The sequence below is a fragment of the Anaerococcus provencensis genome (assembly GCF_000312365.2).
In the GTDB taxonomy this organism is placed as follows: domain Bacteria; phylum Bacillota; class Clostridia; order Tissierellales; family Peptoniphilaceae; genus Anaerococcus; species Anaerococcus provencensis.
The window spans coordinates 398,593-416,705 of the sequence record NZ_HG003686.1; the positions used below are offsets into that span (position 1 = coordinate 398,593).

16 protein-coding genes are annotated in these 18,113 nt (G+C 35.6%); 14 read left to right on the forward strand and 2 right to left on the reverse strand.

The genetic code is table 11. From position 1 onward, the window contains the following. The first annotated feature begins 5 nt into the window (after positions 1–5). The gene (locus BN38_RS04625) at positions 6–659 is read left to right on the forward strand and encodes a potassium channel family protein (protein WP_044565820.1); all 654 of its coding nucleotides are present in this window, start codon (positions 6–8) and stop codon (positions 657–659) included. A 220-nt stretch (positions 660–879) separates the two neighbouring features. Here BN38_RS04625 and BN38_RS04630 read toward each other — a convergent pair whose 3' ends face one another. Next, complete coding sequence (locus BN38_RS04630; RefSeq protein ID WP_044565821.1) at positions 880–2,652, reverse strand: DUF2207 family protein; 1,773 nt, start codon at positions 2,650–2,652, stop codon at positions 880–882. A 23-nt stretch (positions 2,653–2,675) separates the two neighbouring features. Beyond that, the gene (locus tag BN38_RS04635; protein WP_044565822.1) at positions 2,676–3,227 is read right to left on the reverse strand and encodes a LemA family protein; all 552 of its coding nucleotides are present in this window, start codon (positions 3,225–3,227) and stop codon (positions 2,676–2,678) included. A gap of 160 nt (positions 3,228–3,387) precedes the next feature. Between BN38_RS04635 and BN38_RS11620 the strand changes: the two genes are divergently transcribed. The 13 genes from BN38_RS11620 to BN38_RS04695 all read left to right on the forward strand — a co-directional run bounded on the left by BN38_RS11620 (position 3,388) and on the right by BN38_RS04695 (position 18,034). Beyond that, complete coding sequence (locus tag BN38_RS11620) at positions 3,388–3,549, forward strand: zinc metallopeptidase (protein WP_407636492.1); 162 nt, start codon at positions 3,388–3,390, stop codon at positions 3,547–3,549. Continuing rightward, complete coding sequence (locus BN38_RS04640) at positions 3,516–4,082, forward strand: zinc metallopeptidase (protein WP_407636500.1); 567 nt, start codon at positions 3,516–3,518, stop codon at positions 4,080–4,082. Before BN38_RS11620 ends, BN38_RS04640 begins: the two co-directional genes overlap by 34 nt. Positions 4,083–4,236: 154 nt before the next feature. Beyond that, positions 4,237–5,448, forward strand: a complete 1,212-nt coding sequence (locus BN38_RS04645; RefSeq protein WP_044565823.1) for a hypothetical protein — start codon at positions 4,237–4,239, stop codon at positions 5,446–5,448. A gap of 21 nt (positions 5,449–5,469) precedes the next feature. Then, entirely contained in the window at positions 5,470–6,651 is a 1,182-nt protein-coding gene (locus BN38_RS04650) for an amidohydrolase (protein WP_044565824.1), read from the forward strand. 177 nt (positions 6,652–6,828) lie between these two features. Beyond that, a complete protein-coding gene (locus BN38_RS04655) occupies positions 6,829–7,896 on the forward strand; it encodes an ABC transporter ATP-binding protein (protein WP_044565825.1) in 1,068 nt (355 codons plus the stop codon). Then, positions 7,896–8,780: a carbohydrate ABC transporter permease gene (locus tag BN38_RS04660; RefSeq protein WP_044565826.1), complete on the forward strand. Its 885-nt coding sequence runs from the start codon at positions 7,896–7,898 to the stop codon at positions 8,778–8,780. Before BN38_RS04655 ends, BN38_RS04660 begins: the two co-directional genes overlap by 1 nt. Before the next feature lie 7 nt (positions 8,781–8,787). After that, positions 8,788–9,606, forward strand: a complete 819-nt coding sequence (locus BN38_RS04665) for a carbohydrate ABC transporter permease (RefSeq protein WP_044565827.1) — start codon at positions 8,788–8,790, stop codon at positions 9,604–9,606. A 58-nt stretch (positions 9,607–9,664) separates the two neighbouring features. Further along, on the forward strand, positions 9,665–11,035 hold the full coding sequence (locus tag BN38_RS04670; protein WP_044565828.1) for an ABC transporter substrate-binding protein: 1,371 nt from the start codon (positions 9,665–9,667) through the stop codon (positions 11,033–11,035). A gap of 560 nt (positions 11,036–11,595) precedes the next feature. Further along, the gene (locus tag BN38_RS04675; protein ID WP_044565829.1) at positions 11,596–13,374 is read left to right on the forward strand and encodes a C69 family dipeptidase; all 1,779 of its coding nucleotides are present in this window, start codon (positions 11,596–11,598) and stop codon (positions 13,372–13,374) included. Between the two features lie 205 nt (positions 13,375–13,579). Next, the gene (locus tag BN38_RS04680; RefSeq protein ID WP_044565830.1) at positions 13,580–14,041 is read left to right on the forward strand and encodes a CtsR family transcriptional regulator; all 462 of its coding nucleotides are present in this window, start codon (positions 13,580–13,582) and stop codon (positions 14,039–14,041) included. Positions 14,042–14,043: 2 nt separating this feature from the next. Further along, positions 14,044–14,625: a UvrB/UvrC motif-containing protein gene (locus BN38_RS04685; protein WP_044565831.1), complete on the forward strand. Its 582-nt coding sequence runs from the start codon at positions 14,044–14,046 to the stop codon at positions 14,623–14,625. Then, positions 14,622–15,608 carry an ATP--guanido phosphotransferase gene (locus tag BN38_RS04690; RefSeq protein ID WP_044565832.1) on the forward strand — a complete coding sequence of 329 codons (987 nt, stop codon included), beginning with the start codon at positions 14,622–14,624 and terminating at the stop codon, positions 15,606–15,608. The genes BN38_RS04685 and BN38_RS04690 overlap by 4 nt, the downstream gene beginning before the upstream one ends. Further along, positions 15,590–18,034: an ATP-dependent Clp protease ATP-binding subunit gene (locus tag BN38_RS04695; RefSeq protein ID WP_044565833.1), complete on the forward strand. Its 2,445-nt coding sequence runs from the start codon at positions 15,590–15,592 to the stop codon at positions 18,032–18,034. Before BN38_RS04690 ends, BN38_RS04695 begins: the two co-directional genes overlap by 19 nt. Positions 18,035–18,113 lie beyond the last annotated feature (79 nt).

Below are 18,113 nucleotides of genomic sequence, written 5' to 3' on the forward strand. Positions count from 1 at the left end.
AATTTATGCAAAAAAATATAATTGTTTTAGGCCTTGGCAGATTTGGCTATGCAGTTGCAACTAGACTAGCCAAAAAAGGAGCCTATGTTACTGCAGTTGATTTGAACTATAAAACAATAGAAAAAATAGCAAGTTTGGTATCAAGCGCTGTTCAAGCCGACATTACAGAAGAGGTAGCCCTTAGATCACTTGGTATCAATAATTACGATGCAGCAATAATTGCAACTGGGTCAGACCTAGAAGCGTCCATTGAGGCTACACTAATTTGTAAGGATAGCGGGATCAACCAAGTCATAGCAAAGGCTTCAAGTGAATCTCATGCCAGAATTTTGGAAAAGATTGGGGCAGACTATATTGTTTTTCCGGAAGCAGATACAGCCGAAAGGCTTGCAAGATCTCTTGTAGGACCTAACTTATTAGAAGTAATTGAGTTTTCAGATGAGTTTTCTATTATAGAAGTCAAAGCTCACAAATCATGGTTAGGCAAAAACTTGATAGACTTAGACTTTAGGAAAGAATATCAGATGAATGTTGTGGCTTTTGAAAGGGATGGGGTAATGATAATAGACTTTGATCCTAGCCTTGAAATCGAAGAAAATGACATCCTAGTTTTAATAGGTACTAGTGAAAACGCTAAAGAACTAGAAAAGAATATTTAAAATCTGTATTGAATTTGCTCATGCAAAGAGGAGTTAATTGAAAAGAAATTTCAAGAAAATGTTTGCATATTTTTTTATCTGTGCTATAATATAGTTAGCTATTAAATAGCTAGGTTTTTCATTATTAATTCCTTATAGTTTTCCCTTAGAAAACTAGGACTAACTTATTCTTTTCTAAATGAAAAAGAGCTAGACACCTAGCTCTTTTTCTGTGTTTATTTTATCTACTACCTCCGCCAGAACCTCCAGATCCTCCTCCGAAGCTTCCGCCACCACCGCCAAAGGATGATGATCCACCAAAGCCACCTGACTCAAAGCTTGAGAGGTTGCTTGATGCGGCTGAACTAATTCCAGATGAGTATGAAGTAATATTTGATATCATATAGAAGTCAAAGGCACTCATATTTTCATATTCTGGGTATATTTCAGTAAAGTTACTGTAAACTTTTTTACTTATGCCATAAATAGCTGCATAAATCATAAAGCCATCCCAAAGTTTGACTTCGTTTATATCTCTTTCTTCGATTAGAGAATAGTCCTCTAGGTAGTTCTTAAATTTAATAAAGTTTTCGTATAGGTCGATACCAGTATCTGTGATAGTAATTTTGTTGTTGAATTTGCTTGATAAAGCTTTCTTTTTCTTGTTATTTATTAAATATCCACGGTCTACCAGTTGGTCTAGGGAATTTTCGCTAAAACTTTCGAAATAATCTTCCATAAAACTTTCGTTTTTCTTGATAAATTTCTCTATGTGTTTTTGTTTGATCTTCCCGTCATCTGTGTATTCTTCACTTCTTTGTAGGACATCAAAGAATTTACTTTCCACTTGGCTCATATTAGTAGGCTCATGATTTATGGTAATATATGAGGATTTTGTATCAAAAAACAAGACTTTTTCTTCCTCTTCACCAAAGCTTATAGCATCCCCATAAACCCACTTTAATAAAAATGCAGTCATGTAATTTTCGAAGTTTATATTTAGACCGTTGGCGTTTTGGCTTATAAGGTAAGTATCTTCTATAGGTCCGTCATAAGGTATATCCCTGTAGTATTGGTCTTTGAACTTATTTGCTTTTTTTAGAACTTTTTTGTTTATTATCTTGTAATCACTAGATCCCTTTAAGGATTTAAAAGCTAGGCCAAAAAATATAAATCCAATAATAGGTCCTATTAAAGATAAGGCTCCACTTAAGAAAAATAGGAAAGGATTAAAGGGTGTCGATTCGCCATATTCATAATCCTCATCATAATCACCAGCATCATCTGCGCTTCCATAATCAGATCCTTCTTGGGCCATATCTGCATAAAAATCAAAATCTTTGTCTATATTGTAGGAAGTATCAAAAGTTCCCTTAGGCAAGCGAAGCATAACTTGGCCATATTGGACATCTCCATCACTTTTTGCAACAATCTCACCATCTACATTGTGGACATCTCCCTCAAAACCAAAGCCCCACATCAAAACTTCATCATCAAAGCTATTAGGTCCTTTGATAGTAATGGAAATCTTATCTGGTAGGGGGTCTAAGTTTTCTTTTATAAATCTAAAATAGACCATATCGTAGTCGTTAAGGCCTACTACAAGGGGGTCGATATCGTAGGAAAGATGGTAGGTATTTTCGCCAAAGTTTGTGATTCCCCAGCAAAGTTCAACCCTATCTCCATCTTCTACCATGCCATACTTGTAGGCCTTATCGTCAAAGCTAGCGTCGATATTCCAAGGACTTACTTCTTGCCATGAACCATCGTCGCTTTCTACTTTGAAGTTTCTGATTTTTATATCTCCTAAATCAGATATTACCTTGTATTTTTCTGTCGCATCATCATTTTCCTCATTAGTCTGCCAAGTTTCTTTCACATGGCCTATACCATTTTGATCGATCTCAACGTTGATATCTATACTATGAAGCTCATTAGCATGGGCAATATGAGGAAAGAATAATATTAGAGCAAGGATAAAAATCCTTGCTAGGTTTTTTCTAAGTTTTTTCATTATTAGCCTCCTAAAGGGACTAATTATTTATTCCAACGTGGAACTTGGTTAGTTTCGGCCTCATTTTCAAAATATGTTTTTTCGCTATAGCCAAACATTCCTGCAAAAATATTTTGTGGGAAGCTTTTGATATATCTGTTGAATTTTGTAACTGTGTCGTTATAAATCATACGAGAATGGCGTACATTGTCTTCGTATTTATTTATGGAATCCATAGTAGACCTATAAACTTCACTTGCCTTTAATTCTGGATAATTTTCTGCTACAGCATAAACCTTTGTAAGGGCGTTTTTGAATTCTGATTCTTCACGTGCTACATCAGCTGGATTAGAATCTTTATTCACTCCTGTTCTGTTTTTAGTTACTTTATCTAGAGTTTCACTCTCATATTTTGCATAATCTTTTGTCGCATCTATAAGATTATTTAGGGCGTCCCACCTAGATTGAAGTTGGGCTGCTATCTGGCTCATGGCATTTGCTACCATTTCATTATGTTTAACTAGTGAATTATAAATACCAACTACAATAAGAGCTAGTAATATAACAATTATTAAAATAATCCATCCTGCGTTCATAATTTTCCTCCTAAGTATATTTATTTGATTAATACCCTATATTTTATAGTAAAACTAAATTAAATTGTAAAATTGGTGTAAAATATTAGAAAGATTAATTTTATATTTAAATTATTAAAAATAAAGGGTATAATTTATATTAAAGTTAAGGAGGTACTTTATGCCTTATTATTATGGATTTGATAGAACATATATTTTAGTACTTATTGGCATAGTTATAAGTATGCTAGCTCAGGCAAATGTACAAAAGGCTTTTGCCAAATATTCAAAGATAAAAACAAAAAACAAATTACAGGCAGACAAGCTGCAGATTATATCATAGATACTCGTGGTTATAATGACATAAAAATCAAACAAATAAATAATGCCATGGGTGATTATTTTAACCCTGCGACCAAGGAAGTTGCACTATCCCCAGAATCTATGAAAGATACTTCTATAGCATCAGTTGCTGTTGCTGCCCACGAATTGGGCCACGTCATCCAATACAAGGAAGGCTATATGCCTTTGCAAATAAAGTCCTGGTTGGTCCCAGCAGTTAACTTTGGATCCAAGCTAAGCTTTCCAGTGATTTTTTTGGGAATGATTTTGTCAAAACAAAATCTACTAAATATAGGATTAGTACTATTTGCACTGACTCTAGTTTTTCAAATAGTGACACTTCCAGTGGAATTTAATGCGAGTGCTAGGGCCCTACAAGTCCTAGAAGAATCTGGCATGCTAATTGGTGAAGAAAACGCCCACGCAAAAGCCATGCTAAAGGCTGCAGCCTACACCTATGTTGCTGCCACACTTACAACAGCCCTACAATTTTTAAGATTGTTCCTACTTTTTGGCAATAGAAATAGAGACTAGATACACGACCTACCCTAGGGGTAGGTTTTTATTTGTTTTAATAAAGTAAAATTTATACAAAAGAATTGATAATTATTGACAAAAGAAATTCATAGCTATATAATACCCTTATATTATTTTGCTTTACCCATTAAAAGCACGAAAGGAGTATTATATGCAAGCTCTATTGGCATTATTATTTATTTTTATAGTTTATACGATTGGCGATATAGTAGCTGCAGCTACAAAAAGTATAGTTCCATCACTTTTTGTGTGCTCAGTTATATTTTTGGCCGGATTTTGGCTGGGAATCCCAGAGACGCTCTTTAAAGATTCTTTATTATACGACACAGGGGCCATAGCTATTACAAGCCTTTTGGTACATATGGGATCTATGCTAAACACCAAACAACTGGCAAATCAATGGAAGACAGTCTTGATTTCCTTTGGAGGAATAGTTGGCATTGTTATTTTGCTTTTTTCTATTGGAAGCCCTATAGTAGGTAGGGAAACTGCTATAGTTGCAGCACCTCCTATATCAGGTGGGGTTATAGCTGGCCTACAAATGTCGGAATCAGCTGAAGCTATTGGCAGAAGTGATTTGAAATTGATGGCAACTTTACTGGTTGTGCTCCAAGGCTTTATCGGCTATCCACTTTGCTCTTTTTGCCTTAGAAAAGAGGCCAATAGTATATTGGAACTAAAAAAGACCGGCCATGTCTTTGATGAAGATAAGGAAGTGGAAGAAAAGAGTAAAAAGTCATTTTTCCATTTGCCGGAGAAATATGTCACAGCAAATTATTATTTGGCAAAAACAATATTAATAGCCTTTGTTGCGACTATTCTTTCAGATTCCTTTAAGGGAATTGACACGGGAGTCTTTATTTTAAATGCACTTGTAAGGGTGGACAAAAATGTAATGGCACTTTTGTTTGGAATTATCTTTGCTGAAATTGGATTTTTGGAAAGAGAGCCACTTAACAAAGGAAATTCATTTGGATTTTTGATGGGCGCCCTCATGTCAGTTATCTACGGTGGCCTTGCTGGTGCTAGCCCACAAGATGTCTTTGAAATATTAGTCCCTATAGCTGTTTGTTTGATCATAGGAACTATAGGCATAGGCATCATGTCCATAATTGTCGGCAAAATCCTAAAAATCAGACCTTGGATGGCCTTTGGAATTGGCCTATCAGCCCTTTTTGGCTTTCCAGGAACCTATATAGTTTCCCAGGAAGTTGCAAAGGGAGTTAGTGATAACGAAGAAGATAGAGAGTTGATATTATCGCAAATTTTGCCTAAAATGTTAGTAGCAGGATTTGTTACAGTATCCATTGGTTCTGTTGTATTAGCAGGAATCCTAGCACCAATGCTTAGCCCTGCTATATAAGATAAATTATAAGGAGATAAAATGAACATAAAAGAATTAGTTAGTAAAAATGAAGCTTACATTGTAGAAATGAGAAGATATTTCCATATGCACCCTGAGCTTTCTTTTGAGGAATTTGAAACTACAAAAAGGATAGCAGAAGAGCTTGATAAAATGGGAATCCCTTATGAAATACCAGAAGAAGAACCAAGAACTGGTGTAATTGGCCGGATAGAAGGCGGCAAGCCAGGCAAAACTGTTGCCCTAAGAGCAGACATAGATGCCCTAAATGTTAGCGAGAAAAATGATGTGGAATACAAGTCACAAAACGAGGGCAAGATGCACGCATGTGGCCACGATTCTCACATGGCAATGCTTCTTGGCGCTGCAAAGATTCTAAACGAAGTTAAAGATGAGCTTTGTGGCAAGGTATATTTGATATTCCAACCAGCTGAAGAAGTTGGTCTAGGTGCCAAATATATGATAAGACAAGGAAATTGGTATGAAGAAACTGACAATATCTACGGATCTCACATCTGGTCAGGTCTAGAGACAGGAAAGATTTCTGTAGAAGCTGGTGATAGGATGGCAGCTGCTGATAGATTTACCATTACTATAAAGGGAAAATCTGGCCACGGTTCCTTGCCAAATGAAACTGTAGATGCGGTAGTAGTAGGAGCTGCAGTTATTCAAAACCTACAACAATTAGTAGCGAGAAACTACTCTCCACTTGATTCAGTGACAGTAACTGTGGGATCTTTCCATAGTGGCAATAGATTTAATATCATAGCAGGCGAAGCTACTATGGAAGGAACCAATAGATATTTCTCAAGAGAAATTGGCGCTAAAATAGAAGATGATATGAGAAGGGTTATAAAGGGAGTGTGTGATGCTTATGGGGCAACATACGAGCTTGATTACCAATATATCCTAGGACCAACAATCAACGATGAAGCTTCTTCAATTATAGCTACAAATGCAATCGAAAAATTTGCTGGTAAAGACATACTTAAAAATATGCAAAAGACAACTGGAGGAGAAGACTTCTCTTACTATCTTGAAAATAAACCAGGTTGTTTTGGCTTTGTAGGATCTAGAAATCCTGACCTAGGCACAGACTACCCACATCATAATGAAAGATTCAATATCGACGAATCTGCCCTTGCAAATGGTGCAGGAACATATGCCCAATATGCTATTGACTTTTTAAATAGTGACAACTAAAGAATAATTTGTAAAAACTGGCTCTTTTATAGGGTCAGTTTTTTGGTTTTAAGCTTAATATAGGGTAAGTATATCTTAACAGGATTGGTATATTTGACCAGTTATTGCAAGCATTTTACTTTGTTTGATAAAATAGAATATAGTAAAGAAAAATAAAGGAAATTAGCAGAGGAAATTATGATAGAGATTCAAGATTTGAAGAAAGTTTACGAAAATGGATTTGAAGCCTTAAAGGATATTGATCTAGAGATACCTGACGGTGCCCTTGTGACCTTGCTTGGTCCTTCGGGTTGTGGCAAATCTACTATTTTAAATATTATAGCAGGAATCCTAGATCCAACTGGCGGAGATATTTTATTTGACGGCCAGTCTATAATAAACAAACACCCAAAAGATAGGAATATTGGCATGGTCTTTCAAAACTACGCCCTATATCCCCATATGACAGTACTGGAAAATATTACTTTTCCCCTAACAGTTGGAGATAATAAGATTAGCCAAAAAGAAGCAAACAAGGTTGCTGAAAAATACATGGACCTTACTTATATCAAGGAGTACAAGGACAAAAAACCAGCCCAACTTTCTGGTGGCCAACAGCAAAGAGTTGCCATTGCTCGTGCCCTAGTCCAAAATCCAAAGACTCTTTTGATGGACGAACCCCTATCAAATCTCGATGCTAGACTAAGGTTATCTATTCGTGAAGAGATTAGAAGTATTGTAAAAGATGTTGGAGTCACAACAATATTTGTAACTCACGACCAGGAAGAGGCCCTATCAATTTCTGATTATATAGCCCTAATAGATGAGGGAGTCATCCAACAATATGATATCCCACAAAACTTATACTTGGAACCTGCCAATCTTTTTGTGGCCAAATTTATAGGGAACCCAATTATAAACACCTACGATATGAAATATCAAGATGGCAAGCTAATATCAAAAGATTTTTCCTTAGATATATTAGACTTTGATCATGGTAGATTCAAGGAAGAACTTAAGAAGGAAACTTATACCATAGGTATCAGACCAGAGCATTTCAAATTTGATGACAATGGCATAAGTGTAAAAGTCGAAAACATAGAAATGATAGGTAGGTATATGATCTTGCACTTTAATTTAAATGGCATTCCATCAAGGATGATAGCCGATTCTAAGCTAAAAATTGAAAAGGATGATATTATAAAAATTGCCATAGATTATTCATCAGTCTACCTATTTGAAGAAGATGGAAAGAGAGTTTACTAATGAAAGGGAAAGGATCTTACAGGGCGGAAAACTCGCCTAGAGCTTGGCTCTACCTACTGCCAGCCATAATTTTCATAGGGATTTTTACTATCTACCCACTTTTTAGGACCTTTTTTATGTCCCTTGAGTCCAATAGTATCCTAGATCCCAAATTTATAGGTCTTTCAAACTATCCCATAGTTTTAAGGGACCCGCAATTTAAGCTGGCTATGAAAAACACCTTTATCTACGCAGTAACCGTCGTGCCGATATCACTTATAATTTCAATGGTAATTGCCCTGATACTTTATGAGAAAGTAAAAGGATCTAAGTTTTTTGAAACAATATTTTTTATCCCTTACCTTACAAGTGTCATAGCAATAGGTATTGTCTTTAGATACCTACTAAATGGCCAGTATGGATTCTTAAATTATTTTTTGGGATTTTTTGGCGTAGGGCCTTATGATTTCCTAAACAATAGAGACTATAATATGCCAGCTCTAATCATATTTGGAGTATGGAATGCCCTTGCCTTTAACATAATAGTAATTTTGGCGGGTCTTCGCGGGATCGATAAGAACTATTATAGGGTTGCTGAGACTTTTGGTGCAACAAAGAGCGAGCAGTTTTTTAGGATTACCTTGCCAGAGCTTAAGGAAATTATAACTTTCCTATTTTTGACAAGCTTTATCCAAGCATTCAAGATATACGCTGGAGTCTTCGCCCTATTTAATGGCAAGGCAGGTGTTGGCAACAGGCTTGTTACAGCAGTTTTCTATATTTACAATAAGTTTTATGTAGAATATCGATATGGGCACGCCATGGCAGCAGCAGTTATTCTGTTCTTGATGCTTTTGGTTTTAACTTTTGCTCAGAGAAAGATCATAGAAAGGTTAACAAAATAGGTGGCTTATGAATAAAGTTTTAAAAGTAATTTCATATATTTTTATTATAATAATGGCTATTGTCACCCTATTTCCTTTCTTTTATATGATTTCATCAGCTTTGATGACTTTCCAAGAAGTGACAGCCATACCTCCAAAGCTAATTCCAGAAAGTCCACAATTAGAAAACTTCAAAGAAGCTATGAAGGTGGCACCTTTTGGCAGATATTTCCTAAATACAGTCTTTGTAACTGTCATAAATACTTTGGGAACACTTACTACTACTACGCTTGCAGCCTTTGCGATTAATTTTTTGAACTTTAAACACAAAAATTGGATAGAAAATATTCTCCTATCCCTACTTATGATTCCCTTTGAAATCATAGTTTTTACCAATTTTAGAACCATTGCCAAGCTTTCACTCTTGGATAGCTATTGGGCCTTGATCTTGCCTTTCTTGGCAAGTGTCTTCTATATAATATATCTAAGACAGTTTTTAAGGTCTATACCAATGGATTATTACAATGCAGCTAAAGTTGACGGGGCAAGTGATTTTGAATTTATAAGAAGAGTTATGATTCCGCTTTCCAAATCAACCCTCTTTACCATTGGCCTACTAAATTTCATAGCTGGTTGGAATTCTTTCTTGTGGCCAATACTTGTAACAAATACAAAAAATATGAGGATGATAAGTAATGGTTTATCAGCCTTTGCAACCGAAGCAGGATCTTATATTCACTTGCAGATGGCAGCATCTACCATAACAATACTTCCTATATTGATCCTATATTTCATATTTAGAAAGCAAATATTGGAAGGAGTTGCCTATGGAGGTTTAAAAGGCTAGCATTATTTTAATTAATGGGTATAAAAAAAGTGTAATGATAAGAAAAAAAGGAGATTTTATGAAAAAGAAAGTTACTTCATTACTAATGAGCTTAATGCTCTCACTATTTGTTCTAACTGCTTGTGGCAACAATGGCCAAGAAGCTAAAGAACCTGCAGAAACCAATACACAAACAGAAGAAACTGCAGAAAGTACAGAAGAAGAAAGTACTGACCAAGAGGCTGATACTGAAGAAGCCAAAGAAGAAGATGCGACAGATGATAACGCATCTGGCGAAGCTACAGAAATAGTATTCTGGCATGCAATGGGTGGTGGACAAGGTGAAGCTTTGGAAAAATTGGTAAAACAATTTGAAGATGAAAATCCAAACATCAAAGTTAACCTACAAAACCAAGGTAACTACGGAGATTTAAACCAAATCTTAGTTGCAACTATGCAATCACCACAAGACTTACCAACCATTACTCAAGCATATCCTGACTGGATGTTACAATTTCAAAGTGCAGACCTTGTAACAGACCTTACAGATATGGTAAAGGGTGACAATGGCATCGAAGATTACGAAGATATCCTTCCAGGTGTTCGTGAAGAAATCGAAGAAGATGGCAAGATTATGGGTCTTCCATTTAACAAATCTACAGAAGTTTTATGGTACAACAAAACTTTGTTTGACGAACTAGGACTTGAAGTACCAACAACTTATGAAGAACTAGAAGAAGTTTCTAAAAAGATTAAGGAAGAAAAAGACATACCAGGAGTTGGTTTCGATTCACTTCCTAACTACTATGCAACATATATGCACAATAACGGCGTGGAAATGGATCAAGATCTTGATGTAGCGGGAGACGAATCAGTAGCAGCTGTAGAATACTACCAAAAAGGTATCAAGGAAGGATACTTCAGGATAGCAGGAACTGACCAATATATGTCTGGCCCATTTGCCAATGAACAAGTAGGAGCTTACATCGGTTCAAACGCTGGTGAAGTTTATGTAAAAGATGGGGTAGAAGGCAAATTTGAATACGCAGCTGCACCTTATCCAGCAGAATCAAGTGTACAACAAGGTACAAATATCTACATGTTTGAAAATGCAAGCGATGATCAAAAGAAAGCTGCTTTTGAATTTTTGAAATTCTTAGTATCAAAAGAAAGTCAAATTCAATTTGCTCTTGACACTGGATATATGCCAGCAAGAACAAGTGCTGTTGAAGATAGCAAGTATAAAGATAGTGACTCAGCTATAGCAAAAATTCTAGCTGATGCAACCAAAAACTTATATTCTAGACCACTTGCACCAGGCAGTCAACAAGCATATAACGACATAGGATCAACACTTGAACAAATCCTATCAAATCCAGATGCAGATATTAAAGCAGAACTTGAAGCTTTTGCACCACAATATCAATCAGACTTTTCTGATGCAAACTAGGTAATAGTATTAAGACTTCCAGGAAATTCCTGGGAGTTTTTTTATTTAGAAAATAGTATAATATATTCGTTACTATCCCCAAATCTGGTAACAGAAAGGGGGTGAGTCCAGCATGAAGGATCTATTTATAGACCTATTCTATTCTATTACAGTTTCTATCATGGCAGGAGTAATTAGTCACTACATCTGCAAACGGCTAGATAGAAGCGGTGAATATAACTAGCCTAAAAAAAGACTGGAGCAGCCACTCCAGTCTTTTTATGCGTCCAACATGATTGAACTCTATTCTTTTAGTCGATAACATTATACGTCCTAAACAAACAAAAAACAACCCTGCGTTAAATCCTATTTTTTGAGCTTATCTTAAATTTGAATTCGATTCAATTCCAGGCTTATCCTGGGAGTCTTTTTTTATGTTTATAAATAAAAGATACTAACTATACATTTATGCGAAAATTTTGGAATAAATATTTCATAATGTGTTGACAAAAAATATACAACTGTTATACTTTTATTAGAACTATGAAAACGAAATCATTAGTAGTTTTAAGGGAGGAAAAATGAAAAAGTTTCATAAAATAATGAATATTGGTCTAGCATCAATGTTGGTATTCTCAATGACTACACCAGTATTTGCTTGTACAGGTCTATATGTAGGAAGTGAAGAGTCTGAAAACGGTAGTACATACTATGGTAGAAGTGAAGACTTATCAGACAACCAAACCAAAATCTTTGGTATTTCCGAAGAAAAGAAATACGATAAAGGCACAATGTACAAGGATGCCGATGGTTTTGAAATGGAAATGCCAGAAGAAACTTACAAATATACCTATATAAGAGACTCAAACGAAGCAACTCCAGAACCAGTTGACCAAGACGGAAATGTAGTTGGCCAAGCTTATGGAGAAGTTGGTGTCAACGAACACGGTGTTGGAATGACAGCAACAGTTTCCACATATTATAACGAAAAAGCAAAAGAAGCTGACCCACTAGTAGAAGGTGGATTTACAGAAGTTTCTCTACAAAGTGTAACTCTTGGTCAATCTAAAACTGCTAGAGAAGGTATAGAAAATATAGCAAAAATCATAGATGAACACGGAGCTGGCGAAAACAACTCCCTAATGATCGGTGATGGAAATGAAGTTTGGCACATGGATATCCTATCTGGCCACCAATATATAGCTATCAAAATGCCAAAAGATAAGGTAGTTGTACAACCAAATATGTTCGTAATGAGAGGCGTTGACCTTAACGATACAGAAAATGTTATCTACTCAAAAGACCTTATGAACTTAGCTGAGAAAAACGGTTTCTTAGTAAAAGATGAAAATGGCAATATTGATATTACAAGAACTTATGCAGCAGAAGTTGCAAAAGGAAGCGCAACAAGATATTGGCAAGGACTAAACTATATAGATCCTGAACTTACAAAAGATCTTAAAGTAGAAGATATCACAAACGATTCTGGCAACGTAGATATGTTTAGAGATGCTAACAGAAAGCTTACAACTCTTGAAGTTTTAAATATTCTAAAACAAAGAGGAATCGGAACACAATACGACTCTACAAAAGATAAAAATATTTATCCAATAGGCAACAAAAATCAAATGGAAGTTCACGTTCTAGAACAACGTAAAAATATGCCAAAAGAACTTGCAACACTTCAATGGTTAGGAATCGCAGATGCATCATATACAATCTATGTTCCATACTATGCAGCAATGATTAACGATGTTCACGAAAAATATAAGCCAGAAGTAACAAAAGTTGGTGATGACAACTTTAACGGCCTATTTAACGAACTAAACACTCTTGGTATGTCAAATTATGACCTTGACCTAGATTCTGGTATGCAAGCTTATATAGAAAAAGTTCAACAATCAATAATCGACCAACAAAAAGATGTTGATGCACAAATGCTAAAACTTCTAAACGAAAATCCAGAACTAGCTAGCCAAAAAGCAACAGATATATCAATAAATCTTGCAGATCAAGTATATAATATTATGTCCAAATTTAGAGACGAAGTAAAAGCTTATATTGAAAATGGAGATCACAGCAAGCCATTTGCAGTAAGCGAAGAGCTTTTAGCTATGCTTCCAAACTACAAATTTGACAAAGATCAACAAGAAGCTATCAAAGAAATCGAAAAAGAAGTTACTGAAAAAGCAAAAAATACTAAACAAGGCCAACAAAAACAAACAAAGGCTGCAGTAACAAACAAAGAAGCTAGTACAAAGAACCCAAAAACAGGTATTATGGGAATTTCTAGTCTTGCTCTACTATTAGCAAGTTCAGCAAGCGCATTAGCTTACACAAATAAAAAAGAAGACAAATAATATAAGCTAAAGACTCCAGGAGAAACCCTGGAGCCTTTTTTTGCAAAATTTTAGCTTGAAAATTTAATGGAGAATTGTAAAATAAGAATAAGAATCTATTGATTCTATTTTTTAAAAAGAAAAGGTCAGAGATAGTCAAAAGGTCAGGCTTTTTTATTGACCTTTAAATACGTAGAATAAGACACTTAAGAAAGATGGTGAATATATGGCAGGTCTTACATCTGATATAGAAAAATTTTTGAAGGCATTACTGGAAGAATCAACTGACGGTATGCTTGAGATTGGGAGAAATGATTTGGCCATGCAATTTGATTGTGCACCTAGTCAAATAAATTACGTTTTATCTACTAGATTTACCCCTCATAACGGGTATCTAATAGAAAGCAAACGTGGTGGCAATGGATTTATAAAGATCATTACCATAGTTGAAGAAGATGATTATATATCTTATTTGATAAAAAATTTAAATGAACAAATGACAGAAGCAAGTGCTGATATTTTGTTCATGGACTTATATAAGAAAAAGTACTTTACTAGGGATGAATTTTTGATGGCAAAATATGCCACAAGTGACAAGGCACTTTCTATGATAGAAGCAAAAAGTAGAAATTACCTTAGGTCAGATATAATAAAAAACATTCTTTTGAGTGTACTAGCAAGGAGTTAATTATGAAATGTGAAAGATGCGGAAAAGACGCCAGTCTCAGTGTTAAGGCTATAGTAAATGGCTATGAACACAACTTCTACCTTTGTGAGGACTGTATAAAACACTATACAGAATTTACAGGAGAAGATGTTTCTGATGGGAAATTTCACAAAATCAACCTTAACAGTGCAAATTTAGAGTCCTTACTCCAACAATTTGTGCCTGGTTTAGATGATATTATAGATAATTATTATGAATATAAATACAATTTGAACAACCACGCCTTTAGCTTTATGGAAGGCTTAAAGCAAAATACTTGTCCAAATTGTGGTAACTTAGAATCAAATATCAAGGCCGGAATCTTTGGTTGTAGCGAGTGCTACAAACTTTCTGATAAACTGACCAACAAGATTTTGAAAACTTATAATAACTTTGATACCTATACCGGCAAGATGCCAAAGGCAGAAAGGGAGTTTAAGGAAGTAGCCCTAGAGATTAAAACTTTGCAAGAAAAACTCAAACAATCAGTAGAGACCGAAGACTACGAACAAGCAGCTGATCTAAAAGAACGCATAGATGACTTGAATATGAAGGTGAAAAGTTGATAGAATACGCAAAAGATATTATTTTAAACTCTAATATATCTATCAGAAGAAATATAAAGGGCTTTGATTTTCCAACAACCATTACCTATGACGATAGCTTTAGGATAGTGGATATGCTAAAGGAAATTTACCCGGGCCAAGTGCTTTTATTGGCAGAAATAGACGATGATACTAAAAATAAACTTATAAATGATATGGTATTGTCAGAAGATTGCGATAGCAAACTTGCTCAAATTGCCCTAGTTTTTAAAGATGATTATATATTAACAATAAATGACAGGGACCATATAGGGATCAATGTAAGAAATTTTGAGATGAATATCAAAAAAGCTTATAAGATAGCCTTGGCAGTAGAAAAAGAATTGGACGAAAAGATAGAATTTGCCTTTTCTCCAGAATATGGTTACCTAACAAGCGATGGCAGAAATGCTGGGTCAGGGGTCGAGGCAAGGCTTAAGATGTTCCTATTTGGCCTAGTTGACCCAGAAGAATCATATTTTGGATTCAAGCAAGCTATGATGACCCAAGCCATGTATGCCACAAGATATATACCAAAATATTATGACACTTATGTCAATGACATATATTTGGTCAAAAACTTTGGTAACTACAGGCCAGATATGGACCAATACATCGAAACTATGGGAGAAAATATTGATAGTCTAGTCAGAAATGAAAGAAGATTTAGAAGAGATTATCAAATATTAAATAAGATTTCTGATGACGATATTATAGAAGAGATAAATATTTCTTTAAATAACTTAAATAGTGAAAAGCTCATATCGCTTAACACTATTGCAAAGGAGCTTTATAGGCTAAAGAAATATAACAACTTAGGTTTTAATACAGATTTGACCAACAATGAGATAGATTATCTGATATTTAACCTAACTAAGGATAGATATAAGGGAAAGAAAGACCCCCAAAGGATAGAGTTTCTAAACTCATATATGAAGGAGAGGCAATGGAAGCTAACAGATTAAACAAATTAACCCAACAGGCAAGGCGCGAAAGCTACTCCTTAAACCACGATTATATAGGTAGCGAACACTTGCTCCTTGCCCTAATGAAGACAGGATCTGTTGCTACAAAGGCCCTAGAAAAAGCAGGTGCAAATTACGACCTGCTTCGCCAAGTTGTGATAAATAACATTGGCAAGGGTCAGGCAATCAGGCCTGCTACAGAATATAGCAAAAAAGTCAGAGAAATTTTTGAACTAGCAAGGATCAATGCCACAAGGTATGGTTCAGTATCTGCTGGAGAAGAAAATGTTCTATTTGCAATACTTTCTGATGACGATAGCCTTACAAATATAATGTTTTTACTATCAGGAGTAGAAAAAGAACAAGTAAAAAACAATTTAAAGGCTTTATTAAGAGAAGAAAACAAGGACGATGGACAAAGTGAAGACTTGTCAGAAAATGTGACCAAATATGCTGTAAACCTCAATAATGAAGCAGAAAAAAGCAAAATTGATCCAGTAATAGGTAGAGATAAGGAAATCGAAAGACTTATCCAGATTCTAATGCGTAGGACAAAAAACAACCCTATTTTGATTGGTGAACCAGGTGTGGGCAAAACAGCCATATCAGAAGGCTTGGCCCAAAGGATAGTAACAGGTCTCGTGCCAAGAATTATGGCAAATAAGGAGGTCTTGTCCCTAGATATGGCATCAATGATAGCAGGAACCAAATATCGTGGTGACTTTGAAGATAGGCTCAAAAAACTCTTTGACGAGCTAGAACATCACGATGATGTTATATTATTCATAGACGAATTCCACATGGTGCTTGGAGCAGGTGCGGCAGAAGGATCAATGGATGCAGCAAATATCCTAAAACCAATCCTTGCCAAGGGCGATATCCAAATAATTGGAGCAACTACTATAGAAGAATACAGAAAATACGTAGAAAAAGACTCAGCCCTAACCCGCCGTATGCAACCAATCCAAGTTGACGAGCCATCTTTGGAAGATAGTAGAAAGATCATTCGTGGTATCAAGGATAAGTATGAAGACCATCATGGGGTGGAAATAACCGATGAAGCTATAGACGCGGCAGTTGAGCTAACAGATAGATACATCAACGATAGGTACCTGCCAGATAAGGCCATAGATGTCATAGACGAGGCCATGAGTAAGGTTAGGATAACAACCTACCAAGAAGAAGAAACTGACAAAAAGCCAGAAGATAGGATTGATGAGCTCATAGGTCAAAAGGAACAAGCAGTTAGAGACCAAGATTTTGAGAAAGCTGCAGAACTAAGGGACATTATAAACCAAGCCAAATTTGACTTAGAGGCAGAAAGAGAAAAGAAAAACAAGGAAAAGCCAAACAAATTTATTGGCTACGATGACATAGCAAGCATAGTTGCATCATGGTCCAAAGTTCCAGTAACAAAGCTTACTGAAGATGAAAAAGAAAAATATGCAAATCTTGATAAAGCTATGAAAGGAACTGTCATAGGCCAAGATGAAGCTATAAAATCAGTAGCCCATGCCATAAAAAGAGCAAGAGTTGGCCTAAAAGATCCATCAAAACCAATAGGTTCATTCATATTTGTGGGACCAACTGGTGTTGGGAAAACCTACCTGGCAAAGACTCTAGCAGCTAGTATCTTTGGATCAGAAGACCACCTAATCCGCATGGATATGAGTGAATATATGGAAAAATTTGCCGTATCCAGACTTGTGGGTTCTCCTCCAGGATATGTAGGCTATGAAGAAGGTGGACAACTAACAGAGCAAGTTAGAAACCATCCATATTCTGTAATACTCTTTGACGAGATAGAAAAGGCCCACCCAGATATTTTCAATCTACTCCTACAAATCCTAGATGATGGTAGACTTACAGATGGCCAAGGTCGCACAGTGGACTTTAAAAACACTATCATAATTATGACAAGTAATGTAGGCGTATCAAGCCTTAACCAAAAGCAAACTATAGGTTTTGAAACTGGCAATGTTGAAGAGAAAAATAAGGATAGAACCAAAGAAATCATAGAAAGCGAAGTAAAAGAAGCCTTTGCTCCAGAGTTTCTAAATAGGTTAGATGAAGTGATAATGTTTAACCCACTAAGCGAGGAAAACATAGGAGAGATCACAAGTCTCATGCTAGATAAGACTCGTGATAGGCTAAATAACATCGACATAGACATAGAATACGACAAAGAAGTCGTAAAACTTCTTGCCAAAGAAGGATTCAACGATGAATATGGAGCACGACCACTAGAACGCCACATCACAAAGATGATAGAAGATAGACTTGCAGAAGATATCTTAGATGGCAAACTAGATAGGGATGCTGTAATAAAGCTTAGTGTAAAAGATGAAGAACTTCACTTTGAAAATATAGAAAAAAAGCCAGCAGAAGATATAGAAGAAAACATGGCGACCCAAACAATAGAATAGTTCTTAATTAGGAAAACCGTCTAAATGACGGTTTTTTAAATGAAAATTTATTAACAAAGCTAAAATATGATGTTGACTA

Bases quoted from the DNA above. Each gene is read 5' to 3' on its own strand.
- BN38_RS04625 (WP_044565820.1), top strand. From the start codon at position 6: ATGCAAAAAAATATAATTGTTTTAGGCCTTGGCAGATTTGGCTATGCA.
- BN38_RS04630 (WP_044565821.1), bottom strand. From the start codon at position 2,652: ATGAAAAAACTTAGAAAAAACCTAGCAAGGATTTTTATCCTTGCTCTA.
- BN38_RS04635 (WP_044565822.1), bottom strand. From the start codon at position 3,227: ATGAACGCAGGATGGATTATTTTAATAATTGTTATATTACTAGCTCTT.
- BN38_RS11620 (WP_407636492.1), top strand. From the start codon at position 3,388: ATGCCTTATTATTATGGATTTGATAGAACATATATTTTAGTACTTATT.
- BN38_RS04645 (WP_044565823.1), top strand. From the start codon at position 4,237: ATGCAAGCTCTATTGGCATTATTATTTATTTTTATAGTTTATACGATT.
- BN38_RS04650 (WP_044565824.1), top strand. From the start codon at position 5,470: ATGAACATAAAAGAATTAGTTAGTAAAAATGAAGCTTACATTGTAGAA.
- BN38_RS04655 (WP_044565825.1), top strand. From the start codon at position 6,829: ATGATAGAGATTCAAGATTTGAAGAAAGTTTACGAAAATGGATTTGAA.
- BN38_RS04660 (WP_044565826.1), top strand. From the start codon at position 7,896: ATGAAAGGGAAAGGATCTTACAGGGCGGAAAACTCGCCTAGAGCTTGG.
- BN38_RS04665 (WP_044565827.1), top strand. From the start codon at position 8,788: ATGAATAAAGTTTTAAAAGTAATTTCATATATTTTTATTATAATAATG.
- BN38_RS04670 (WP_044565828.1), top strand. From the start codon at position 9,665: ATGAAAAAGAAAGTTACTTCATTACTAATGAGCTTAATGCTCTCACTA.
- BN38_RS04675 (WP_044565829.1), top strand. From the start codon at position 11,596: ATGAAAAAGTTTCATAAAATAATGAATATTGGTCTAGCATCAATGTTG.
- BN38_RS04680 (WP_044565830.1), top strand. From the start codon at position 13,580: ATGGCAGGTCTTACATCTGATATAGAAAAATTTTTGAAGGCATTACTG.
- BN38_RS04685 (WP_044565831.1), top strand. From the start codon at position 14,044: ATGAAATGTGAAAGATGCGGAAAAGACGCCAGTCTCAGTGTTAAGGCT.
- BN38_RS04695 (WP_044565833.1), top strand. From the start codon at position 15,590: ATGGAAGCTAACAGATTAAACAAATTAACCCAACAGGCAAGGCGCGAA.